This is a genomic window from Mesorhizobium sp. IMUNJ 23033 (assembly GCF_044778005.1).
Taxonomy (GTDB): domain Bacteria; phylum Pseudomonadota; class Alphaproteobacteria; order Rhizobiales; family Rhizobiaceae; genus Mesorhizobium; species Mesorhizobium amorphae_A.
This window is the reverse complement of sequence record NZ_JBJACT010000006.1, coordinates 23591-45882: the sequence shown is the minus strand read 5'-3', so window position 1 is coordinate 45882 and position 22292 is coordinate 23591. Positions and strand designations below refer to the sequence as shown.

Sequence of the window (22292 nt, the reverse complement as noted above, 5' to 3'; positions counted from 1 at the left end):
CTTGCAGGTTGAAGGTCAGACGCGCCCGGTCTGGCCACGATGACGCAAATAGTGATCGGCGATCGCGCAGGCAACCATCGCCTCGCCGATCGGCACGGCGCGGATGCCGACGCAAGGATCGTGGCGGCCTTTGGTCATGACCTCGACGTCCTTGCCGTCCTTGTCGATCGACTTGCGCGGCGTCAGGATCGACGACGTCGGCTTGACGGCGAAGCGCGCAACGATCGCCTGGCCGGTCGAGATGCCGCCAAGGATGCCGCCGGCATTGTTGGACAGGAACACCGGCTTGCCATCATTGCCGATGCGCATCTCGTCGGCATTCTGTTCGCCGGTGACGCGGGCAGCCTCGAAGCCGTTGCCGATCTCGACGCCCTTGACGGCGTTGATCGACATCAGGCCTGACGCGATGTCCTGGTCGAGCTTGGCATAGATCGGTGCGCCGAGGCCGGCCGGAACGTCGTCGGCGACGATCTCGATAATAGCGCCGACCGAGGAGCCGGCTTTGCGGACGCTGTCGAGATACTGGGTGAAGACGGGAACGGAAGCCGGATCGGGCGTGAAGAATGGATTTTCGGCGTCGCCGATGAAATTCCAGTTCCAGTTGGCGCGATCGATCGACTTTTCGCCCATCGACACCAGTGCGCCGCGCACCACCATGCCGGGCACGACCTTGCGGGCAAGCGCGCCGGCCGCCACGCGCGCCGCAGTCTCGCGGGCGGAGGAGCGGCCGCCGCCACGGTAGTCGCGCAGGCCGTATTTGACGTCATAGGTGTAGTCGGCATGGCCCGGCCGGTACTGGCGGGCGATCTCGCCATAGTCTTTCGAGCGCTGGTCGACATTTTCGATCAGCATCGACACCGGCGTGCCGGTGGTGATCATCGTCTCGCCGTCCTCGTCGAAGATGAAGCCGGAGAGTATCTTGACCTCGTCGGGTTCGCGACGCTGCGTCACAAAACGTGACTGTCCCGGCCGGCGCTTGTCGAGCTCTGCCTGGATTTCTCGCTGAGTGAAGCGGATGCCGGGCGGGCAGCCGTCCACAACGCAGCCGAGTGCCGCCCCATGGCTTTCGCCCCAGGTGGTGACGCGGAACAGGTGGCCGAACGTGTTGTGAGACATGGAGAAGTGCCCTGCCCGGCGGCGGAGCCGGTTCAAGCCTGCCTTCTATTGGCGTTTTCCACAGTGGTCAAACTGTGATCTGGCGGTTTTAGTTTTGACACATTCGGTTGGTTTCTGCTCTCTTCCATCCGCCGTTGAGGATCCGCCGCTACCCATGCCGGCGCAATGATAATGAGGACGACGATGCGTACCCTGATTGGCGCTGTTGCCGCCACCCTGCTGATTTCCACTGCCGCCTTCGCCGGCCAGACCGAAGGCCTGATCAAGAAGATCGACAAGGATACACTGACGCTGACGCTGGAAGACGGCAAGTCCTACAAGCTGAATGCCGAGACCGATCTCGATGCGCTGAAGCCCGGCATGGACATCGTCCTCGCCTATGACGTGACGAATGGCGAGAATGTCGTCACCGACATGGAACTTCCGGACACAGAGTAAGTCTAGCGCCCTATAGCCACTCCAGGCTCCGGCCCTGCAGCCGGACCAGGCGATCCTGAGGCACGTCCATCCTGACCGCCTCTCGCGTGGACATCCCCAGCACTACGCGAAACAGCGCGCGCACGACGCCGCCATGGGTCACGCAGACCGTGTCGCGATCGAGCGCGTCGAACCATGGCTTCACCCGCTCGAGCAGCATCTGGTAGCTTTCTGCGCCATCGCCCGGCGGCTGGAAATTCCACTTGTCGAGGCTGCGCTGCCTGGTCGAACCGGGATCCCTGGCCTCGATTTCGGCAAAAGTGAAGCCCTGCCAGTCGCCGAAGCTCAGTTCGACGAGCAGCGGCTCGGTACGATAGGCAAGCGGATCGAGCTTCATCGCCGCGCGCAGACGCTCCATCGTCTCGCGCGTGCGCCGCATCGGGCTGGCGACAAAGTCGAATTCTTCGGGATTGTGGACGAGCTCGGCCAGCCGCTGTCCGTTGCGGCTCGCCTGCTCGCGGCCGAGCGGGTTGAGATCGGTGTCGGCCTGCCCCTGCAGCCTGAACTCGGCGTTCCATTGCGTCTGGCCGTGGCGCACAAAGTAGACGAGCGGATACATCAGGTCTTCCGAGGCTCGGGCCAGGCTTGGTCGAAAGGGGTCAGTCGGAAGCTAACCGTTTGTTTTTGCGCAATTCCGGACGGAAAACCGTTACACACTTTTCCTGGAATTGCTTCAGTCCTTGACGGTCGAAATGTCGGGGGCGTCGACCGCCTTCATGCCGACGACATGGTAGCCGGAATCGACATGATGGATCTCGCCGGTGACGCCGCGCGAGAGGTCGGACAGGAAATAGACGCCGGAATCGCCGACTTCCTCCTGGGTGACCGTCTGCTTCAGCGGCGAATTGTACTCGTTCCACTTCAGGATGTAGCGGAAGTCACCGATGCCTGATGCGGCCAGCGTCTTTATCGGACCGGCGGAGATGGCATTGACGCGGATCTTCTTGGCGCCGAGGTCGACGGCCAGATAGCGCACGCTGGCTTCGAGCGCCGCCTTGGCGACGCCCATGACGTTGTAGTGCGGCATCACTTTTTCGGCACCGTAATAGGTCAGCGTCAGCAGCGAACCGCCATCGGTCATCAGCGGCTCGGCGCGCTTGGCGATGGTGGTGAAGGAATAGACCGAAATGTCCATGGTGCGCAGGAAGTTGTCGCGCGTCGTCTCGACATAGCGGCCGGTCAGTTCATCCTTGTCGGAAAAGGCGATGGCATGGACGAGGAAGTCTAGCTTGCCCCAGTGCTTGGCGATGTCGGCGAACACCGCATCGAGGCTTTCCGGATCAGTGACGTCGCAATGGCCGGCAACATGGGCGTTGAGTTCGGCCGCCAATGGCTCGACGCGCTTCTTGAAGGCTTCGCCCTGATAGGTCATCGCAATTTCGGCGCCGTGATCGACACAGGCCTTGGCGATGCCATAGGCGATCGACCGATTGTTCGCGACGCCGAGGATCAGCCCGCGCTTGCCAGCCATAAGGCCCTGTCCACCCGCCATGTGAGCACTCTCCGCAAAGTATGTCTGCTTTGTGGAGTGCCCTATCGCACAGGCACAGGGCCCCTTCAAGCGTTCAAAACGGACAGTCCAGCGGAGAAAACTCTCTCGATCAGCCTTTTCGGCGGCGCATCAGCGCTTCGAGCTCGCTGTCGCCGCCCTCTGGCAGCATCAGCCTGACATGGGCGTAGAGATCGCCATGGCCACCGGTTTTTTCCGGCAGGCCCCTGCCCTTCAGCCGCAGCACCTTGTCCGAGCTCGACCATGCCGGAATATTGACCGCCAGCCGGCCGGTCGGCGTTTCGACCGCCACCTTGGCGCCCAGCACGGCATCGGCCAGTGCCACCGGCAGATCGGCATGCAGGTCGCGGCCCTCGAGACGGTAGCGCGGATGACGGCGGAACCGGATCTTGACCAGCGCGTCGCCCGGCTGTCCCGGCCCCTGCTCGCCCTGGCCTTTCAGGCGGATGGTCTGGCCGTCCTCGACATAGGCCGGCAGCTTGACCGCCACCTTGCGGCCGTCGGGGAACATCGCCGTCACCTTCTCGGCGGTGGCCGCCTCCTCGACGGTGACGTCGAGCGTCACGTTGAGGTCGGCGCCTGCCGCCGGCTGCCGGCGGTCGCCCGCACCCGGCCCGCGCGCGCCAGAGAAGGCGTCGCCAAAGATCTGGCTGAAAATGTCGCTGTTGCCGTCGAACGGATCGCCGCCTGGACGCCCCGAGCGGAACTCGAATCGCGAACCGCCGGCACCCTGCTGGCGGCGGAAGCCTGCGAACGGATCGCCACCGCCCGCCGCGCCCTCGAAGCCCTGGAAGCGCGGCTTGCCGTCGGCGTCGATCTCGCCGCGATCGAAGGCGGCGCGGGCCTTTTCGTCGCCGACGATCTCGTAAGCCTGGTTGGCGGCCGCAAAACGGTCCTTCGCCTTGGGATCATTCGGATTCTGGTCCGGATGATGTTTTTTGGCGAGTTTGCGGTACGCCGATTTTATGTCCTTGGCCGATGCGTTCTTGGCAACGCCCAGGACCTCATAGGGGTCGCGCATGCTTCCTGCCCTGGAGAAGGAGTGAGTCCATGGTTGCCCCCTATATGCGCTCGCATAGGAAGAAATTCCAGTAGCGCAAGGAGAGAAATGGCGGTGGAAAATCAGAGCGCCTTGAAGTCCTGCATGTGCCAGCCGCCGGCTCCGGCCATGCACAATTCGCCCTTGAACAGCGAGACGCCGTCGAAGCTCTCGCGCGAGGCGGTAAAGCGTCGGCAGGTTTGGCCCGCGTCCTTCAATTCGACCAGTTCGGTGATCGAGCCACGCGAGCCGGTGCCTGCATTCGCCCATGGCACCGCCTGGCCGCCGAGCTCCTCGATGTCGGCGGAAGACACGGCATTGCCGATCGTGGTCTGGTCCGAATCGCGGTCCTGATCGGTCGGGGTGGCGGAAGTAGGTGTGCTGCTGGTCAGGATCGAACGGTCGACCTCGGCCTTTTCCAGGCTGAAGCCGCCGGCGCCACAAGCGGCAAGAGGCAACGCGACCATCACGATCGCGGCTTTGGCGCTGGCCGAAGCGATAACGCCCCATTGCCTGCTGTCAAAAGCTTGCGCGATACGCAACAATCGGCAACCTCCCAGCCATCGTGACAATTTGAGAAAAACTATGAGCGAAACTGAGTTAACAACCGGTGACTTTACCGAGGCTGCCGAGCCATTCCGACTGTTTGGCGCCTGGCTCGACGACGCGACGAAGAGCGAGATCAACGACGCCAACGGCGTGGCGCTGGCGACCGTCGATGCCGACGGCATGCCGGATGTGCGGATGGTGCTGCTCAAGGGGTTCGATGAAGGCGGGTTTGTATTCTACACGAATTTCGAGAGCGCCAAGGGCCGCGAGATTCTTGGCAGCATGAAGGCGGCGATGTGCTTCCACTGGAAATCGCTGCGCCGGCAGGTGCGCGTGCGCGGACCGGTGGAGATCGTCAGCGATGCCGAGGCGGATGCCTATTACGCGACGCGGCCGCGCGGCAGCCGCATCGGCGCCTGGGCCTCGAAACAGTCGCGGCCGCTGGAAAGCCGCTTCGCGCTGGAAAAGGCGGTCGCCGAATACACGGCGCGCTACCCGATCGGCGAGATTCCGCGCCCAAAGCATTGGTCGGGTTTCCGCATCGTGCCGCAAACGATCGAGTTCTGGCACGACCGGCCATTCCGCCTGCACGACCGCCTCGTCTTTTCGCGCAATGCCGCAGGCGGCTGGGACAAGACGCGACTATACCCCTAGCCCCTCGGACGGGCGCAGGAAATCAATCCTTTTCCAGTTGGAACAGCAGGAAATGCGGCCGCTCGCTGGCGAGGCCGACCGCCGGCCGTATCGTCTTCGTCACGTCCTTCGGCACCAGGAAGGTCTCGCGCAAATTGAGGGTGTCGCCGCTCTTGGCGCCGGAGAAGATCGCCGACGTGCAGGTCTGCACGTCGCCTGGCGCCTTCAGCGTCACCGCCGATGTCGGCGCCCAGCGCCGGCCGGCGGCGTCGATCAGCATCACCTTGCAGCCAAGCCAGAGTTTTTGCAGATCGGGATCGCCGACCTTTACCGAGAAGTCAGCCAGCACGGGCACGGAATCCGGCGGCAGGTTCGCCATGCCGAAGGCACCGCGCAGGTCGGTCAGTTTCCAGTCGCTGCCGCCGAAATGCACGCTCTGGCCCCAGGCGACGCGGCGCGCAAACAGGTCATTGTCGGCCAGCAGCGCCTTGACGCTGTCATAGGCCTCGACGGCCAAGGTCAAGGGGATCAGCAGAAGCAGCGCCCAAAGGCTGCGGCGTCGCCATTTCCGCTCGCCGAGCCCACTTTGCTGAACCAGATCCTGTGCTGTCATTCCGTGCCAGTCCTTCAGATCGGCTGCGACATATCCAAGGTGTCGACTGTGCCAGCAGGCAAGCCATCGGGTGCGATGGCGACCGGTCCGAGCGAAATCTCTGCCTGCGAATCGAGCGCCGACATCAGCTTTTCCGAAATCAGCAAGGTCGCGTTGCTGGCCTCGTCCGGCCGCAACTCGAAGACCAGCCTTGCCTTCTTCGGCAGGCCGGGGTCGATGGCCACGGGAAGAAGCCCGTCGGCAAACGACATCCGCTCGGTCTGATCATAGTTAAGGCCAGTCGGACCGCGCCAGGACGCGACCGCAACGGACGTCGATTGCTTCCGCGCCGTAAACTCCACCGTCACCACGGCCCAGACACCACCGGTGGTCAGGATCTTGGTCTCACCGAAGCGATCCACCTTGAGGTTCCGGGCGAATGCCACCTTTTCCGCACGCACCTCAAAGTTCCGTCCGGTGATCGTCTCACCCGCATTGCCGTGCGCGGGGATCGGTCCGATAAGGTCACCATAATGTGGCTTCGACATTTGCAGGCCGTAGCAAAATGCCACCGCAACGAGCAGCAGGATGATGTTGGCCGTCTTGCGCATCATGGCTGGATGTCCGCCGTGTCGGGCCCGGAGCCGACGGGAAGTGTCAGCGTGCCGGCCGGCGCCGGATTGAACCAGCCTGGCAAGCCGTAGAGGTTGTCGCGCTGCTTGTAGGTCTTGCGGATCACCGTCAGGTCGAGGCTCGCCGGCGGAGCCGACCCGCCCGGCAGTTCCCAGATATAGGCCATGCGCTCGGGCATGCCGGGATGCAATTCCGGCGAGAGCGTGGAATCGCGCGTCAGCACTATGAAAGGCTTGGACGATGGATCGACCGTGGCCTGGCTCGCCTGCAGGACATCGAAATAATCCTTGCTGGACTTCGCCGTGCGGTTCGTCATTTCGACCTCGAAGACCAGCGCCTTGGCCCCAGGCTTGAGCGGCGCGCCGTAGAGGTTCTCGCCTTCGGCGGTATAGGCCCGGAGCGGCCGCAGCAGCCACTGGCCAGTTTCGATCCGGCCGGTCGGCGCCAGGAGCTGCATCGGCTCGTGCCTCGCGCCGAACGCGCCCAGCACACCAGCGAGAGCCAACGCTGCCGCGGTGCCGATGCCGGCCACCAGCCAAGCTTTCAGGCGGGAACCGGCGTTCTCAAACATTGTGGGCCTCGACCCTGCCCTTCGGATCGGACAGTTGCGCGCCATCATCGGTCTGGCGCTTTGGCAGCGCGAATGCGGTTTCGAGGATCGCTGCGAGGAAGCAGATGCGAAGCGGCTCGACGAGGATGCCGGTCGAGCTGTCCTGGAACGGGCTGCCGAACAAGAGCGAAATGGCCTCGGAAAGAACCTGCCAGGTGTCTAGATCATGCGGGCCGATGAGGCGCGTCATACCCAGCCACGCCCAGGCCGCCAGCCAGTCGATCAGCCGATAGCCGACGATCAGCGTGACGATCAGCACGACGCCGGAGCTCAGCGTGATGCGCACGCCATTGGCGATCGGCAGGTAGCGCGAGCGATAGCCGGAGATGAAGTGCTCGGCAAAGTCGCGCAGGAATTTCGGGATGGCGCGATAACGCTCGCCGAGACGTTCGACGCGCTGGTGCACGCGCATCAGCTCCCTGTCGTCGCGGACATCGTAGCCGTAGATGAGCGCGGCCAGCACAAGCCAGATCACCGGCAGCAGCATGAAGAAGAACAGGTTGATCAGCTTGGTCGCCGTGTCGATGGAGGTGACCTCCACGGGCACCATTGGGTCGGCGAAGGCGCTTGCGATTGGGCTGGCGATGCCGTCCGCCGTGGCCTGCAGGACGGAAAAGACGTTGCGGCTCATGATCCAGCCGAGGATTTCGTCCTTCCAGCGCGAGATCACGTAGAGACCGATAAAGATCCAGTTGGTCTCGCAGATCACCACGACGATCTGCCAGAAGGAGCGCCCGCCGCCGCGTTTCTGCATCGTGGTGGCGAAGCGCCGGACCAACCACGAGATCGCAACGGAAAAGACCAGCCATCGCGAATCGAGGACATCGAGCACGTTGCCTGCGCTTTCACCGAACGGAGCCATGTCGAGCGTGACGCGCGAATATTGCCGCACCGTATCGCCTAGAAAACCCCAGGCGGCGTAGTAGGCGAAAAAGGGCAGCAGCGCGACGGTCACCATGCGGGCCAGCCGCGCGCTGCCGCCGCGCGTCTCGCCCGAGCTTTCATCGCGTGCCGCCTGTTGCGCGGCACGTGTCGCGGGCAGCGCCGACAGCAATGTCTGGAACATGGCGACCGTGACGATGAGCTGAGTCAAAGCGACGAGCGTCAGCAAGGCGAGCCCTGCCATGTGGTTGAGAAAGGCGGTACGCGCCGCGACCTGCATGAACAGGTCGCCGAACACGATGCCCAGCAGAACGATGGCGACCAATTGCGGCCAGAAGCGCCACCAGAGCTTGAGCGTCAGCCCGAGCGGCTTTACGGCATCGGCAAGCATATCGAGGCGTTCAACGCATCAATGGGCGCCGGCAATCATTTTCGGCAAATTGCGCATTGATGGCAACGTCTTTGGTCATGTCCTCTCCACCTCGCAGGACACCCCAACCGCCCACTCGTCAGATAGGGCGCGAGGCGTTGCATGTACAGACCAAAATCACGCCATGCGCGAGTTTCCCCAGACCAGACGCAACTCTGCCGTGCCCACCGCTTTTGCCGAATGCTTAGCGGCGGGCAGCTGGCTCAGCCCGCCTTCTTGCGCATCATGAACGCCGTGAGCGCGGCGCGGGCCTCATCGGATTTCAGGCGCTCGCGGAAGTGTTCGCTTTCCACGCTGATGCGGGCGACGAGATCCTCGCGCGAGCCGCGCATGAGGTCGCGCGCGATCTTCAGCGCCTGCGGCGGCTTGGCCGCGATCTGGCTGGCGGCTTCCAGCACGGCAGCTTCCAGTGCACCCTCCTCGACCACCTCATAGATCAGCCCGGCGGCCTTCGCCCGCTCGGCGGAAAAGCCTTCGCCGAGACCGAGCAGCGCGAAAGCGCCTTGCTGCCCCAGGATCCGCGGCGCAAGCAGGCTCGACCCCGCCTCCGGCACCAGGCCCAGATCGACGAAGGGCGTGCGGAAGACTGTGCGCTGGGTGGCGAAGGTCAGGTCGCAATGCAAGTTGATCGTGGTGCCGATGCCGACCGCTATGCCGTCGACGCCCGACACTATGGGCTTTTCCACTTTGGCCAGGGCAATCAGGAAATCCCAGACCTCCGTCCCGCCCTCGCCGCCGGTGGCGATGACCATGAAGTCGGCAAGATCGTTGCCGGAGGAGAAGGCGCCGGGCACGCCGAGAAAGACGTGCACGCGAACCGCCGGATCGGCATCGCCTTCGGCAAGGGCAGCCGACATTGTCGCGTACATGGCGCGCGTCAGGGCATTCTTCTTGTCCGGACGGTTCATGCGGATGATCTGGATGGCGCCCTGGCGCTCGACGAGGATATGGTCTGTCACGGTCTTTTCCTTGTGAACGTCAGGCAGAAATGAGCGTCTTGCCGGCTGCGGCAAGGCTTTCGGCGCCGCCGACAACGCGCTCCTTCAAGGCGCGCGTCTCGCCAAGCAGGTTTTCGGCAAAGAAGCGGCAGAGCGCGACGCGGCCATGGTCGGCAAGCGCACCTTGCGCCAGATAGGCGCCGCCGGCGGCAAGCGAGATCAGCCGGAGATAGGGCGTGGCGCCGGCCAACGCCTCGTCCGAGCGTCCTTCCGCCAGCAACTTCTGCAGGAAGCGCGTGGCTTCGGATAGATCATCGAGCGCCTGATCCAGGCTATCGGCGGTGCGGCCAAAGCCCTCGACATTGGAGATCCGCACCGCGTCGGCTCCCGCCTTCAGTTCGCCGATATAGCGATGCACGTGCTCGCCGCCGCCGAGCGGCAGCTTGCGCGCCACCAGATCGATCGCCTGGATGCCGTTGGTGCCTTCGTAGATCGGCGCGATGCGGGCATCGCGGTAAAGGGCGGCAGCGCCCGTCTCCTCGATGAAGCCCATGCCGCCATGAACCTGGACGCCCAGCGACGCGACATCGACGCCGACATCGGTCGAAAAGGCCTTGGCCAGTGGCGTCAGCAGATTGGCGCGGTCGCGCCAGTTGGCGGCGGCCTCGCCCTCGGCGACACGGGCGCGGTCGATGGCATGCGCGCAGGAGTAGCTGATGGCTCGGGCGATCTGGGTCAGCGCCTGCATGGTCAGAAGGTTGCGCTGCACGTCGGGGTGATGGACGATCGGCGCCATACCCGCGCCAGCAAAGTCGGATGCCTTGCCCTGGCGGCGCTCATTGGCATAGGCGATCGCCTTCTGCGTCGCCGTCTCGGCCACCGCCACGCCCTGCATGCCAACGCAGAGCCGGGCATTGTTCATCATGGTGAACATGCAGGCGAGGCCCTTGTTCTCTTCGCCGATCAGCCAGCCGATGGCGCCGGGCTTGATCCCCTGGAAGCCGTCACCATAGATCATGGTGCAGGTGGGTGAGGCATGGATGCCGAGCTTGTGCTCCAGGCCGGAGCAGAAAACGTCGTTGCGCGCGCCGAGGGCACCATCGTCGCCGACCAGGAATTTCGGCACGAGGAACAGCGAGATGCCGCGCGTGCCGGCCGGCGCATCAGGCAGCCTTGCCAGCACCAGATGGATGATGTTGTCAGTGAAATCGTGCTCGCCATAGGTGATGAAGATCTTCTGGCCGAAGATGCGGTAGGTGCCGTCACCGGCCGGCTCGGCGCGGCTGCGCAAGGCGGCGAGGTCGGAACCGGCCTGCGGCTCGGTCAGGTTCATCGTGCCCATCCACTCGCCGGAAACGAGCTTTGCCAGATATTTGGCCTTCAGCGCCTCCGACGCGTGCTTGTCGAGCGCTTCGACCGCGCCCATGGTCAGGGTCGGGCCAATGCCGAAGGCCATGGCGGCGGAGTTCCACATTTCGAGCGCGGCGACGCCGAGCATGGTCGGCAGACCCTGGCCACCGAACTCTTCCGGTCCGGAGAGCGCATTCCAGCCGCCATCGATCCAGCGCCGGTAAAGCTCCTTCCAGCCTGGCGGCATGGTGACGGCGGCATCTTTCAGCACCGCGCCCCGCTCGTCGCCGATCTTGTAGAGCGGCGCCACTTCGTCGGTGGCGAAGCGGCCGGCCTCGGCCAGGATGGCATCGACAAGGTCCTCGCCGAGATCGCCGAACGTGCCGGCCTCCAGCGCCGGCTTCAGGCCGGCCACGTGCTTCAACGTGAAGGCGATGTCCTCGACCGGTGCCCGATACATGCCGCTATCCTCCTCAGCTTCCGCCAGCCGACCCTAGGGCCGGCGCGGCCGCAAAACCACTAGCCCTTCGCTCCCATCTTCTTTTTACGTAAACGTCAAACTTTGTCACGCGGATTTTGCAATCGCGGTGGCGCGTATTAGAATCGGGGTCAGCCCGGCATTCGGCCGGCGACAGATCGGAGCGGAACCCATCCATGCTCGCCAGACCCGACGCTTATCGCTGCATCGAATGCGGGCTGCCCTACCGGGCTGCGGGGTTCTGGTATCATCATGGCAAACTGGAGAACGGCGCCGCCTACTGGTCGGATCGCGGCATATTGTGCTCGCCGCAATGCTCTCTCGCCCACCATCGCAAGCGCGCGGCCGAAGGAACGCTGCCGCAGGAGCCGGCGCCCGATCCGTTCGAGATCCAGCCGCTGATACGCCGGTGACAGTCGGTTGCCGCGCTACAAAAGCAATTCCTTAACCATAGCGGTTCACCATCGGTATTTGGTCAGCGGGGACTCCCTGTTTGAAAACGCCGGCGCATCTTCTTCGCCGCTCAGCGCTCGCTCTCGCGGCGATGGTGGCGCTGACACTGGCAGCAAAGGCCTCGGATTTCTCCGAGCCGTGGAAGAATGCCGACCGCGCGCTGGTGATCGACGCCTACGAATACAATTCCATCGACTGGGGGCAGCTTGCCACCGACAAGCGCGTCGTCGGCTTCATCAACAAGGCCTCCGATGGGTTGCCGCCGCCCTATTTCTGCTCGGGTGACGAGACGGAAGTGCGGCTCTGCAAGGCGCTGTGGAAGCGTCATGCGGTGACGCGCGAACTGTTCCAGACGCGCAAGGTGGTGGCCAAGGCGCTCGGCCTGAAATGGGGCGCCTATCATCTTGCGCGTCCCGGCAATCCCGTCGAGCAAGCCAACAATTTCATCGATTTCGCCGAGCCGGCGCCGGACGAACTGATGGCGCTGGACCTCGAGGGCAACGACCCGACGCAGTGGATATCGCTGGAGGATGCCGAGGAGTTCGTGCGTCAGGTGCATCGGCGTGTTGGCCGCTTCCCGGTGCTCTACACCAACGGCAAGACCGCCCAGTACATTGCCGACAACCGCTACCAATACCGGCTCCTGTCGCGGCTGCCGCTCTGGTACGCCCGCTACAAGCCCGACATCGACGTGCATTTTCCGATGGGCAACTGGCAGGGTTACGCACTCTGGCAATTTTCGGCGCAAGCCAATTGCGGGCGCTTCCGCTGTCCCTACCGGGTGGCGGGCACGCCAAATGACATCGACGTCAATGTCGCGCCGATGAACGGCGACCAGTTGCGCGCGCAATGGGCCTTCGGCGGGCTGATCGATGTGCCGACGGACTATCTCGCCTCGATACCTGTGCCGGTCTCGCGCGCGGACGGGCTCGCCGGCAGATTCACCATCACCTACGCCGATGTGGCGACACCGCCGACATTCGAGGAAATGGTCTCGGTGCTCGGCGCGCGCTGGCAGAGATTCCGCGACGGCTTCCGCATGCCGGTGGTGAAGACGGTGCCGCGGCGTCCGCGCTTCGGCATTGCCGACTATGTCGCCTGGAAGCGGACCGAGCAGCGTTCAACCGCGCAGATCGAGGCCGCCTTCGCCGTGGCGGCCGACCCGGTCAGCACCGCCTCGACGGAACTGGATCGTCGCAGGCGCTGAAGGCTTGCCACCTGGGTGCGCGAGCCTAGAGCGGTTCAGCGTTTGATAGAATCGCTGCCCCGCTCTAAGTATTTGTTTTTACGTAATTCCGGACGGAAAACCGCTACGCACTTTTCCTGGAATTGCTCTAGTTGGCGCCAACCTTTTCGCGTGCCACCGCCTGCCAGCCAATGTCGCGGCGGCAGAAACCTTGCGGCCAATCGATGCGGTCGAGCGCGGCGTAAGCGCGTTTCTGCGCTTCGCCGACGGTTGCGCCGGTCGCGGTGACATTGAGCACCCGGCCGCCATTGGCAACCAGCGCGCCGCCATTGATGGCGGTGCCGGCGTGGAATATCTGGGCGCCGTCGCTGGCGGCTTCATCGAGGCCGCGGATGACCGAGCCTTTTTCCGGCGTGCCGGGATAGCCCCTCGCCGCCATCACCACGGTGAGCGCCGCTTCGTCGTGCCAGCGCACCGAGCTGTGCGCAAGCTGGCTGTCGACGGCGGCGTTGAGCAGCACCAGCAGGTCGTCCTTCAGCCGCATCATCAGCACCTGGCATTCCGGATCGCCGAACCGGGTGTTGTATTCGATCAGCTTCGGTCCCTTGTCCGTGATCATCAGCCCGGCAAAGAGAATGCCGGCAAACGGCGCGCCGAGTTCGGCCATGCCGTGCATGGTCGGCTCGATGATCTCGCGCATCGTGCGCTCGACCATGTCAGGCGTCATCACCGGCGCCGGCGAATAGGCGCCCATGCCGCCGGTGTTGGGGCCGGTATCGCCCTCGCCGACGCGCTTGTGGTCCTGCGCGGTGCCGAAGGGCAGCGCGGTGGTGCCGTCGCACAGGCAGAAGAAACTTGCCTCCTCGCCGGTGAGAAACTCCTCGACCACGACCTCGGCTCCGGCCGCGCCAAAGGAGCCGTCGAAACAGGCGTCGAGTGCTGCGAGCGCCTCGTCCAGCGTCATGGCCACGGTGACGCCCTTGCCGGCGGCCAGACCATCGGCCTTGATAACGATCGGCGCGCCCGTCTTTTCAACATAGGCTCTCGCTGAGACCAGGTCGCCAAAGCGGCCATAGGCGGCGGTCGGGATGTCGTACCTGGCGCAAAGGTCCTTGGTGAAACCCTTGGAGCCTTCGAGCCGCGCCGCCGCCTTGGACGGGCCGAAGACGCGGATGCCCCATGCGCGCAAATCGTCGGCAATGCCGGCCACCAGCGGCCCTTCCGGCCCGACCACGACCAGGTCGATTTTCTTCTCCTGGCAGAAGGCGGCGACAGCGGAGTGGTCGGCGATATCGAGCTTGACCAGTTCGGCTTCACGGCCAATGCCCGGATTGCCGGGCGACGCGTAGAGCTTTGTCAGCAGCGGCGAGGCGGCAATCTTCCAGGCGAGCGCATGTTCGCGGCCGCCCGAGCCGAGAAGAAGAACATTCATGGCTACCTCTTGCTGCCGATCGTCCTCGTCCAGAACCCGCTATTGGTCTCGGGGCGACGGGTCAAGGCGTCTCGACACTTTGGCAGCAATTGCGCACGGGAACATTGCCCGCCGATGGGATCGAGGAGGCAAGTTCGCGCCTGACGAAGGTGATCCGGCCGGTCAGCTCTGGAAGACGACCGGGAACCAGTCCTCGCGCAGTTTCTGCCCGGGCTTCATGTCATGGCCGAGATAGGGAGGAGACGTGCGGCCGGGTCGTTCGACATAGCGCGCATCGTCGCCGACCCAACGCAGCGACAGCGCCCGGCGCCGGGCCGCGGTCAAATTGCCGCGCGCGCCATGCGCGGTCCTGAAGTCGAACAGGATGGCGTCGCCCGGCTGCATCTCCCATTCGAGGACTTTCATCGAGGAATCCTTGTCGGGGTCGGGCACCGGCAAATAGTCGCCCTCGCCGGCGTAGAAATTGCTGTCGTCGAGCCAGCGCACCGGCAGGATCATCTTGTCCCATTTGTGCGAGCCGGCGATCAGCCGCAACGTCGCCTCCTTGACGGGATCGATGGGGATCCAGAAGCTCACCGTCTGCTGTCCGTCGACGAAATAATAGGGGATGTCCTGGTGCCAGGGCGTCGGTTTCTGCGTGCCCGGCTCCTTGACCAGCACATGGTCGTGGAAGAACTGGGCGCTGCGCGATTGCATCACAGCCGCCGCCAGTTCGGCGGCGGGCGAGTTCCGCACCACGTCGACGAATTCGGGAATGCGCTCCCAGTTGCAGTAATCGTCGAAGAAGCTGCCGCGGCCGTTGGCGATGTCGGAGGCGATGGCGCTGCGGTTCTGGATGTTGCGCTCGATGCCGGCGGCAATTGTCTCGACCCAGTCCTTGAAGGCGCCGCGGATGCAGACCGCGCCATCGCGCTGGTAATCGGCGATTGTCTCAGCATCGATCTGGGCGGCCATCGCAATTCTCCTTGGTTGATGGCCCGACTATCGCAGCCCCAGAACATCGCGTAAAATAATAACTTGTCATTTCGCTTATAGTTTTTCTCTATGAACCTGACCCTCACCCAGCTGCGTTATCTCGTCGCCGTGGCGCGCCATGGCAGCGTCACCGCGGCCGCAAGGATGCTGAACGTCTCACAGCCGTCGATCTCGGTGGCGATCGACAATGTCGAAGCGACGCTCGGCCAGAAATTGTTCGTGCGCCAGCGCGGCAGCGGCATTGCGCTGACCTCGTTCGGCCGCGGCGCGGTGGCCAAGGCAAAACAGGTGCTCGCCGAAGCAGACGAACTGATAGGGCTTGGGACGCGTGACGACGATGTCGCCGGCGAACTGGTGCTTGGCTGTTTCGAGGATCTGGCGCCCCATTTCGCGCCGGCGCTGATACGCTCGTTTGCGCAGCGCTGTCCTGCCGTCACCGTCATCGTCCGCGACGAGACCTTCGAGACGCTGGGACGGCGGCTGGGCGATTCCGCCATCGATCTCGGCCTCACCTACGATCTCGGCCTGCCGGCGCATTTCGCCCGCATCCTGCTGCACGAGCTGCGACCGCATGCGCTTCTGCCCCAGGGCCATGCGCTGGCCAGTCAGCCGACGGTCAGCCTCGCCGACCTTGCGGCGCATCCGCTGATCACCACCGACCAGCCGCACAGCTGGCAGCACATGCTGGACCTGTTCTTAAGCCGTGGCTTGTCGCCCACCGCCCATTCGACGACGAGTTCGTTCGAACTGCAGCGCAGCATGGTGGCCAACGGCTTCGGCGTCGCCGTCAGCTACACCAGGCCGCATGGCGACATGAGCTATGACGGCCTGCCGCTGGTGTGCAAGCCGCTGTCCGATCCGCTGCCCATGCAACGCATCATCCTTGCCCACGACACGCGCCAGCGGCTGTCGAAGGCGGCGCTGACGTTCACCGAGGTGGCGAAGGAATGGTTCTTTGGTCACGATGTTTTCACCGGGTGATGGTTTCGCCTGACGCTTGACGGCGCCCATCGCTGCTGCCACTCCAGCAGCATGGAACCCATCCAGTCGAAAGCAGCCCAGGGCCGTGTCGCCGATGCGCCGAGCGGCCATTGGGCCTACCGGGCGCTGCCGCGCTGGCTCTGGCCCTACGCGCAGCTTGCCCGCTGGGATCGGCCGATCGGCTGGCAGCTGCTGTTGTGGCCGTGCTGGTGGTCTGCCGCCCTTGCCGCCAGTGCCTATCCCCGCCCCGCGGATCCGCTGCTGACGCTGCTACCCGCGCCCTGGTATCTCCTGCTGTTCCTGATCGGCGCCATCGCCATGCGCGGCGCCGGTTGCACCTATAACGACCTGGTCGACGAGGACATCGACAACCAGGTCGAGCGCACGCGGTCGCGGCCGCTGCCGGCAGGCAAGGTGACGCGCAAGCAGGCCTGGGTGTTCCTCGTAATCCAGGCGCTGGTGGGCTTGGCAGTGCTCTTGCAGTTCAACAGCTTTGCCATTCCGCTCGGCATCGCCTCGCTCGCCGTGATCGCCATCTATCCGTTCATGAAGCGCTTCACCAACTGGCCGCAATTCGTGCTTGGCCTCGCCTTTTCCTGGGGCGCGCTGATGGGCTGGGCGGTGGAATTCGGCGATCTCGATGGCCCCGCCATCATGCTCTATATCGGCTCGATCCTGTGGGTGATCGGCTACGACACGATCTATGCGCATCAGGACAAGGAAGACGACGCCATCGTTGGCGTGCGCTCGACCGCGCGGCTGTTCGGTGACAACACCAAGATCTGGCTGGTCGGGCTCTACGGCGGGGCGCTCATCTGCTTCGCCATCGCTTTCGCCTCGGCACAGGCGCCGGTGCCGGCGCTGGCGGGGCTGATCGCCGCCGGCGCGCATATGGCACTGCAGATCGCCGTGCTCGACATCGACAATCCTGACCAATGCCTGCGGTTGTTCAGGTCGAACAACCAGGTCGGCTGGCTGATCTTCCTCGGCCTGATCGGCGGTTCGCTCTGGGTGGCGTTGAAGCCGCTGGTGTAAGGGCTTGTTTCCTTCTCCCCTTGTGGGAGAAGGTGGATCGGCGCGCAGCGCCGAGACGGATGAGGGGTGTTGGAAGGAATGAGGCGTTGGCTGGGTATCGCCGCCGTTAGTCAGTCAGCGTCTAGGCGGAGCGTTCCGCCAAGCTGGAACACCCCTCATCCGACCGAGCTTCGCTCGGCCACCTTCTCCCACAGGGGGAGAAGGAAGGCGCCAAGCCTACTCCCGCGCAATAATCTCCTGGCCGTCGACGACCAGCCTGAGGCCGAGATCGCCGGCCCTGCGGCGGGCGAGGAAGCGCGGACGGCGCATGGTCGAGGCGCGGCCCTTGCGGCGGTCCTGCGGCGGCAGCGCCTTGATGGCGGCGCCGAGCGATTCCTCCAGCGTGCGGGCGATGCCGTCGGCCTCGATCAGCAGCATCGGCAGACGGTAGGCGTCGGCCCAGGCGCGCCAGTCGGCAGCGACGTCGTCGAGATCGTCGGCCACCAGCAGCGGCACCGACAGCATCGGATCATTGTGCAGGAGCTCGAGCGTCACTGTGACGTTGCCATCCGGATCCTCCATCGCGCGGGCGGCGACGCCACGAAACGCGTTGGCGGGCAGCGCGATGATCGCCGGCACGCCGCTCATCTCCAGCATGCGGCGAATGACGGCGCCACGCTGGTCGATGGTGAAGGTAACGTCGCCATAGTCGTCGCGCGTCGCATAGGTCACCATCTGCGGCAGGCGGAATGGGTCGAGACGCATGTTACGTCCGGCCCAGACTGGCTTCAGTCCAGTGTTCATCGATTGCCTTCCTGTTACTCCTGAGGGCCGTTTTCCGGTTCTCTCCGGGCCGGTTTTTCCGGCCTCGTTTATGCAGGAATATTAGCGCCGGCTTCTTACCGCCGCGCTTAAGAAAGTCGGTTAAATTTTGCTGATCTCAGGCGATGGTTATCGGAATGCAACCAACACAACATGTTGGAAGGATCAGATAACCTTACCGGGATTCATGATGCCGGCCGGGTCGAAGACAGCCTTGACCCGACGCATCAAATCGATCGCCATCGGCGGCGCCGTAGCGATCAGTTCATCGCGCTTCAGCTGGCCGATGCCATGCTCGGCCGAGATCGAGCCGTGGAAGGAGCGCACGACATCGTGCACGGCCTTGTTCATGGTGTGGTAGAGACCGAGGAAGGCCTCGTCGTCGCCATCCACCGGCCGGGAGATGTTGTAGTGGAGGTTGCCGTCGCCCATATGGCCGAAGCAGACGACGCGCGCATCGGGGCTGATCGAAGCGACCGCGACGGCGGCTTTTCCGATGAATTCGGGGATCGATGATATCGGCACGGAAATGTCGTGCTTGATCGAGGCGCCTTCGGGTTTCTGGCACTCGGGCAGCACCTCGCGGAAATTCCAGAAGGCGTCGCCCTGGGCCAGGCTTGCCGCGATCACCGCGTCGTCGACGATGCCCTGCTCCAGCCCGGCCGACAGCACCTCCTCGATCAGCGCCCTGCCGTCCTCTTCCGAACGGCCCGAGGACACCTGCATCAGCACATACCAGGGCCAGTCCCCTGCCAGCGGCCGGGTAACGCCTTGCGCATGCTTCAGCGTGTAGTCGTAAGGCCTCTTGGCGATCAGCTCGAACGCGGTGAGCGAAGCACCGGCCCGGTCCATCGCCAGGCCGAACAGGGAGAGCGCGGCCTCGGGTGACGACAGGCCGGCGAATGCCACTTCCCTACCCTTCGGCTTGGGGAAGAGTTTCAGCACGGCGGCGGTGATGATGCCCAAAGTGCCTTCGGCGCCGACGAACAGGTTCTTCAGATCGTAGCCGGTGTTGTCCTTCTTCAATTTGCGCAGATCGTCGAACACCTCGCCGGTCGGCAGCACCACTTCGACGCCGAGGCAGAGCTCGCGCGCATTGCCGTAGGCAAGCACGCCGGTGCCGCCGGCGTTGGACGACAGATTGCCGCCGATCTGGCAGGAGCCTTGTGCTGCCAGCGACAGCGGAAACAGCCGGCCGGCAGCGTCGGCCGCTTCCTGCAGCGTCTGCAGGATAACACCGGCCTCGACAGTCACGGTGTTAGAAAAGACATCGATCTCGCGGATGCGATTGAGCCGCGACAAGGACAACACGATCTCGCGGCCTGAAGCGTCCGGCACCTGAGCGCCGACCAGCCCGGTGTTGCCGCTCTGTGGCACGACCGGCGTGGCGGTCTCGGTCGCCAGCCGCATGATGCGGCTGACCTCCTCGACGCTGCCCGGCCGCAGCACCAGCGCCGTCCGGCCGTGCCACAGGCCGCGGCGCTCAGTGAGGTAGGGCGCGATATCACGTTGGTCGCGCAACGCATAGTTCTCGCCGACGATTGCGGCGAAGCGGTCGATGAGGGCGGGGGCGAGATCGGAGGGGGCGTCGTTCATGGGCAGAAACTATGGCCCTCAATCGGCCTTGTCACGTGGGGCGGCGGCACGAAAGAGCCGGTCGTTGATCGCCTCGCCCAGCCCGTCGAACGGGATCGGCTCGACGGCAATGGTCGTGGCGCCGCTCTGGTCGAGCGCCTGCAGATGGGCAAACAGGTTGGTGGCCGCTTCGCGCAGGTCGCCGCTCTCGGACAGGTTGCGCAGGGCGATGGCATCCTGCCAACCTCCGGCGCGGCGTTTGCCGAAGGCGAGCAGCGCTTCGCCGCCGGCGACTTGGCCCGCATTGAGCCGCACCGCGGCACCTGGCGCATAGTGCGAGGCGAGCATGCCGGGCGCCTCGATGCCAGTGACCGCGCCGCGCAGCAGCTTGACGCCGGCCACCGCCTCGATGTCCTCGGCAGCAACGCCGCCGGGCCTCAGCAAGCGCAAGTCTTCGCCCTCGACCTTGACGATGGTGGATTCCAGCCCGACCGGCGTCGCACCGCCATCGACGACCAGCCTGATTTTCGCGCCGAGGTCGGCCGCCACGGCCTCCGCCGTGGTGGCGCTGATCCTGCCCGAAGAATTGGCGCTGGGCGCGGCCAGCGGGCGGCCGAGCCTGGCGATCAGCTCGCCGCCAAAACCCCGGGGCATGCGCAACGCGATCGTGTCCAACCCTGCCGTGACCAGCGGATGGATGCCGTTGCCGGACCGTTGCGGCAGCACCAGCGTCAGCGGCCCCGGCCAGAATGCCTCGGCCAACCTTTTCGACAGCGGATCAAAGACGGCAATGCGCTCGGCCATGGCGATATCGGCGACATGAGCGATCAGCGGGTTGAAGCGCGGGCGACCCTTGGCCTCGAAGATGCGCGCGACGCCGATGCCGTTGGTGGCATCGGCGGCCAGCCCGTAGACGGTCTCGGTCGGGATGGCGACGACATCGCCGCCTTCAAGCAGCGCCAGCGCCCGCTCCATCGCCTCGCCGACGGCAAGTATCTCAGCCAATCTCGTCACCTCTGCAGATGCCGGGCTGCGTAATACGGCGGCGTCCACGGGGCAAGTCCGGGCGTTGGCGAATTATCAATCCCTAAAATGCTACGCTTTCGTGCAAGCGGGCATCAATCCCCCGGGAATAGGATGCCGGCTCCAAGGGTTTGGGGAGTTTTCATCGTGTCGAAGCGCATGCTTGCAATGCTTGGCATCGGTCTGGCGGCAACGGCCGGCGGGGCGCATGCCTCGTCCATTCTCGTCCTCGGCGCGTCGACCTCGACGCCATCCGTGGTCAAGCTCGGAGCGGCCGAGCCGATGAAGATCGCCTCGGCGCCATCGGTCGTGGCGCTGGGCGAGGCCGTGCCCGACGTCACCAATGAGAAGGTGGCGGCGATCCCCGAAAAGCCTCACATACAGAGCCCGATGATCATTCGCGGCGGCATCGTCGGCGGCGCCTTCGCAACGCCCGCCGCCGCACCGGCCAAGGCCACTGCCGCCGCCGAACCGGCAGCGGGAGACACCAAGCCCGCGGCAGGCACCAAACCCGCGCCAGACGGCAAGCCGGCGGCGACTGCCTCGAACGGCGAGCAACAACCCGCGCCGCAGCCAGAACCGACAGCAGCGCAGCCGTCACCGATAGCCCCTGTCGGAAAAGCCATGTAAGCTGCCGGCGGAGGCGGGTCGGGTTGTCCGGCGTAGGCATCCGGAATGCGATCCTCTTCTCCAGTCTCTTTGTCGCGGCCGGCTCGAATTTGCTCGAGCGGCTCCGGCAGGCGAAGTCGGGGTTTCAAAGGGGGCATTCATGAACAAGGCAAGAGCGTTTGCCGTCGCCGGGCTGTTGCTGGCGTCGGCGCTGGGCACAAGTGCGGCGAAGGCCGACGACATGCTCGGATCCTATGTCGCGCGCATTTCCGAACGCGACCATCACGCCAGCGACGGCTTTGCGCTGGACAGTGCCGCGCAGATGGTGAGGCAGGACCGCGCCAACTGGCACAAGTTCCACCGACGCGACAGCGACGACGAGGGCGACGGCTGGTTCAAAAGCAATGACGACCGCGCGGATCTGCAACGCATGCTGGAGCGCGGCGGCGCAATGAGTTCCTCGACAAGGCGCGCCATCGTCAATGGCGAACCGCTGATCCAGGTCGATGTCTATTCACGCAGCGTGCGTGTCAGCATCCTGGAGGACTGACTAGACTGACCAAGTCAGCTTTGGAAGACAACGCAAAGAGGGCGGCGCACAAGCGCCGCCCTCTTCGCAACTCGGCCTGCGGAAATGGCTCAGGCCGCCTCTTCCTTGTCGTCGTCCTCTTCGTTCTCTTCGTCCTCGGACTCGTCTTTTTCGCCAGCGTCGCCGCCTTCGGCCTTCACGCTGTCTTCGTCTTCGTCTTCGTCCTCGCCGTCCTCATCCTCGTCGTCCGAGAGGGTGGCTTTCTTGCCGGCGTCCTCGCCGTCTTCGTCGTCGCCATCCTCCTCGTCGTCGGACGGATCGGCGGCTTCAACCGCGGCGGCGGCAGCCTGGTCGAGGATGTTGTCGGAAGCGGATTCGGTCGCCTCGGCGGCGGCCGGCGTCTCTTCAGTCACTTCGATGTCGTGAGCGGAATTCATGGGAGCCTCCGTGGGGTTG

General features: G+C 64.6%; 25 protein-coding genes. 8 read left to right on the top strand and 17 right to left on the bottom strand.

Features of this window, described 5'->3' with window-relative positions; all coding sequences use genetic code 11:
* Positions 1-15: 15 nt before the first annotated feature.
* Positions 16-1116: a chorismate synthase gene (gene aroC / locus ACFX5Q_RS09310; RefSeq protein ID WP_404277201.1), complete on the bottom strand. Its 1101-nt coding sequence runs from the start codon at positions 1114-1116 to the stop codon at positions 16-18.
* Between the two features lie 183 nt (positions 1117-1299).
* On the opposite strand from aroC, the gene ACFX5Q_RS09305 reads away from it, so the two are divergent.
* Complete coding sequence (locus ACFX5Q_RS09305; RefSeq protein ID WP_006204310.1) at positions 1300-1554, top strand: DUF1344 domain-containing protein; 255 nt, start codon at positions 1300-1302, stop codon at positions 1552-1554.
* A 10-nt stretch (positions 1555-1564) separates the two neighbouring features.
* Here ACFX5Q_RS09305 and ACFX5Q_RS09300 read toward each other — a convergent pair whose 3' ends face one another.
* The 4 genes from ACFX5Q_RS09300 to ACFX5Q_RS09285 all read right to left on the bottom strand — a co-directional run bounded on the left by ACFX5Q_RS09300 (position 1565) and on the right by ACFX5Q_RS09285 (position 4687).
* On the bottom strand, positions 1565-2152 hold the full coding sequence (locus ACFX5Q_RS09300; protein WP_404277200.1) for a histidine phosphatase family protein: 588 nt from the start codon (positions 2150-2152) through the stop codon (positions 1565-1567).
* Between the two features lie 114 nt (positions 2153-2266).
* The gene (gene fabI / locus ACFX5Q_RS09295; RefSeq protein WP_404277199.1) at positions 2267-3085 is read right to left on the bottom strand and encodes an enoyl-ACP reductase FabI; all 819 of its coding nucleotides are present in this window, start codon (positions 3083-3085) and stop codon (positions 2267-2269) included.
* Positions 3086-3194: 109 nt separating this feature from the next.
* Positions 3195-4124: a DnaJ C-terminal domain-containing protein gene (locus ACFX5Q_RS09290; RefSeq protein WP_404277198.1), complete on the bottom strand. Its 930-nt coding sequence runs from the start codon at positions 4122-4124 to the stop codon at positions 3195-3197.
* A gap of 101 nt (positions 4125-4225) precedes the next feature.
* A complete protein-coding gene (locus tag ACFX5Q_RS09285; protein WP_404277197.1) occupies positions 4226-4687 on the bottom strand; it encodes an RT0821/Lpp0805 family surface protein in 462 nt (153 codons plus the stop codon).
* 28 nt (positions 4688-4715) lie between these two features.
* Between ACFX5Q_RS09285 and pdxH the strand changes: the two genes are divergently transcribed.
* Positions 4716-5345, top strand: coding sequence for a pyridoxamine 5'-phosphate oxidase (gene pdxH, locus ACFX5Q_RS09280; protein ID WP_404277196.1), 630 nt, complete (start codon positions 4716-4718; stop codon positions 5343-5345).
* 22 nt (positions 5346-5367) lie between these two features.
* On the opposite strand, the gene ACFX5Q_RS09275 is transcribed toward pdxH, so the two are convergent.
* The 6 genes from ACFX5Q_RS09275 to ACFX5Q_RS09250 form a co-directional block, all read right to left on the bottom strand.
* Positions 5368-5937, bottom strand: coding sequence for a hypothetical protein (locus tag ACFX5Q_RS09275; RefSeq protein ID WP_404277195.1), 570 nt, complete (start codon positions 5935-5937; stop codon positions 5368-5370).
* Positions 5938-5951: 14 nt separating this feature from the next.
* A complete protein-coding gene (locus tag ACFX5Q_RS09270) occupies positions 5952-6527 on the bottom strand; it encodes a hypothetical protein (RefSeq protein ID WP_404277194.1) in 576 nt (191 codons plus the stop codon).
* Positions 6527-7120 carry a hypothetical protein gene (locus tag ACFX5Q_RS09265; RefSeq protein WP_404277193.1) on the bottom strand — a complete coding sequence of 198 codons (594 nt, stop codon included), beginning with the start codon at positions 7118-7120 and terminating at the stop codon, positions 6527-6529. Before ACFX5Q_RS09265 ends, ACFX5Q_RS09270 begins: the two co-directional genes overlap by 1 nt.
* Complete coding sequence (locus ACFX5Q_RS09260; RefSeq protein ID WP_404277192.1) at positions 7113-8432, bottom strand: hypothetical protein; 1320 nt, start codon at positions 8430-8432, stop codon at positions 7113-7115. The genes ACFX5Q_RS09265 and ACFX5Q_RS09260 overlap by 8 nt, the downstream gene beginning before the upstream one ends.
* Positions 8433-8674: 242 nt before the next feature.
* Positions 8675-9430, bottom strand: coding sequence for a crotonase/enoyl-CoA hydratase family protein (locus ACFX5Q_RS09255; RefSeq protein ID WP_404277191.1), 756 nt, complete (start codon positions 9428-9430; stop codon positions 8675-8677).
* Between the two features lie 19 nt (positions 9431-9449).
* On the bottom strand, positions 9450-11219 hold the full coding sequence (locus ACFX5Q_RS09250) for an acyl-CoA dehydrogenase (protein WP_404277190.1): 1770 nt from the start codon (positions 11217-11219) through the stop codon (positions 9450-9452).
* Positions 11220-11413: 194 nt separating this feature from the next.
* Here ACFX5Q_RS09250 and ACFX5Q_RS09245 point away from each other — a divergent pair, with 194 nt between their 5' ends.
* Positions 11414-11650: a hypothetical protein gene (locus ACFX5Q_RS09245; protein ID WP_404277189.1), complete on the top strand. Its 237-nt coding sequence runs from the start codon at positions 11414-11416 to the stop codon at positions 11648-11650.
* 131 nt (positions 11651-11781) lie between these two features.
* Entirely contained in the window at positions 11782-12897 is a 1116-nt protein-coding gene (locus ACFX5Q_RS09240) for a glycoside hydrolase family 25 protein (RefSeq protein WP_404277439.1), read from the top strand.
* 127 nt (positions 12898-13024) lie between these two features.
* On the opposite strand, the gene purD is transcribed toward ACFX5Q_RS09240, so the two are convergent.
* Positions 13025-14308 (bottom strand): phosphoribosylamine--glycine ligase, encoded by a 1284-nt coding sequence (purD, locus tag ACFX5Q_RS09235; RefSeq protein WP_404277188.1) that lies wholly within the window; start codon positions 14306-14308, stop codon positions 13025-13027.
* A 162-nt stretch (positions 14309-14470) separates the two neighbouring features.
* Positions 14471-15262, bottom strand: coding sequence for a phytanoyl-CoA dioxygenase family protein (locus tag ACFX5Q_RS09230; protein ID WP_404277187.1), 792 nt, complete (start codon positions 15260-15262; stop codon positions 14471-14473).
* Positions 15263-15352: 90 nt separating this feature from the next.
* Here ACFX5Q_RS09230 and ACFX5Q_RS09225 point away from each other — a divergent pair, with 90 nt between their 5' ends.
* Complete coding sequence (locus tag ACFX5Q_RS09225) at positions 15353-16264, top strand: LysR family transcriptional regulator (RefSeq protein ID WP_404277186.1); 912 nt, start codon at positions 15353-15355, stop codon at positions 16262-16264.
* Between the two features lie 51 nt (positions 16265-16315).
* Positions 16316-17299, top strand: coding sequence for a 4-hydroxybenzoate octaprenyltransferase (gene ubiA / locus ACFX5Q_RS09220; RefSeq protein WP_404277185.1), 984 nt, complete (start codon positions 16316-16318; stop codon positions 17297-17299).
* Between the two features lie 216 nt (positions 17300-17515).
* Here ubiA and ACFX5Q_RS09215 read toward each other — a convergent pair whose 3' ends face one another.
* The 3 genes from ACFX5Q_RS09215 to ACFX5Q_RS09205 all read right to left on the bottom strand — a co-directional run bounded on the left by ACFX5Q_RS09215 (position 17516) and on the right by ACFX5Q_RS09205 (position 20680).
* The gene (locus ACFX5Q_RS09215) at positions 17516-18082 is read right to left on the bottom strand and encodes a DUF6101 family protein (protein ID WP_404277184.1); all 567 of its coding nucleotides are present in this window, start codon (positions 18080-18082) and stop codon (positions 17516-17518) included.
* A 183-nt stretch (positions 18083-18265) separates the two neighbouring features.
* On the bottom strand, positions 18266-19696 hold the full coding sequence (locus tag ACFX5Q_RS09210) for an FAD-binding oxidoreductase (protein ID WP_404277183.1): 1431 nt from the start codon (positions 19694-19696) through the stop codon (positions 18266-18268).
* 18 nt (positions 19697-19714) lie between these two features.
* Positions 19715-20680 carry an L-threonylcarbamoyladenylate synthase gene (locus ACFX5Q_RS09205; protein ID WP_404277182.1) on the bottom strand — a complete coding sequence of 322 codons (966 nt, stop codon included), beginning with the start codon at positions 20678-20680 and terminating at the stop codon, positions 19715-19717.
* A 165-nt stretch (positions 20681-20845) separates the two neighbouring features.
* Here ACFX5Q_RS09205 and ACFX5Q_RS09200 point away from each other — a divergent pair, with 165 nt between their 5' ends.
* Together ACFX5Q_RS09200 and ACFX5Q_RS09195 are read left to right on the top strand one after the other, a co-directional pair.
* Entirely contained in the window at positions 20846-21328 is a 483-nt protein-coding gene (locus tag ACFX5Q_RS09200; RefSeq protein ID WP_404277181.1) for a hypothetical protein, read from the top strand.
* A gap of 139 nt (positions 21329-21467) precedes the next feature.
* Complete coding sequence (locus tag ACFX5Q_RS09195; RefSeq protein ID WP_404277180.1) at positions 21468-21857, top strand: hypothetical protein; 390 nt, start codon at positions 21468-21470, stop codon at positions 21855-21857.
* An 89-nt stretch (positions 21858-21946) separates the two neighbouring features.
* Here ACFX5Q_RS09195 and ACFX5Q_RS09190 read toward each other — a convergent pair whose 3' ends face one another.
* Positions 21947-22273, bottom strand: coding sequence for an ATPase (locus tag ACFX5Q_RS09190; RefSeq protein ID WP_404277179.1), 327 nt, complete (start codon positions 22271-22273; stop codon positions 21947-21949).
* Between the last annotated feature and the right edge of the window lie 19 nt (positions 22274-22292).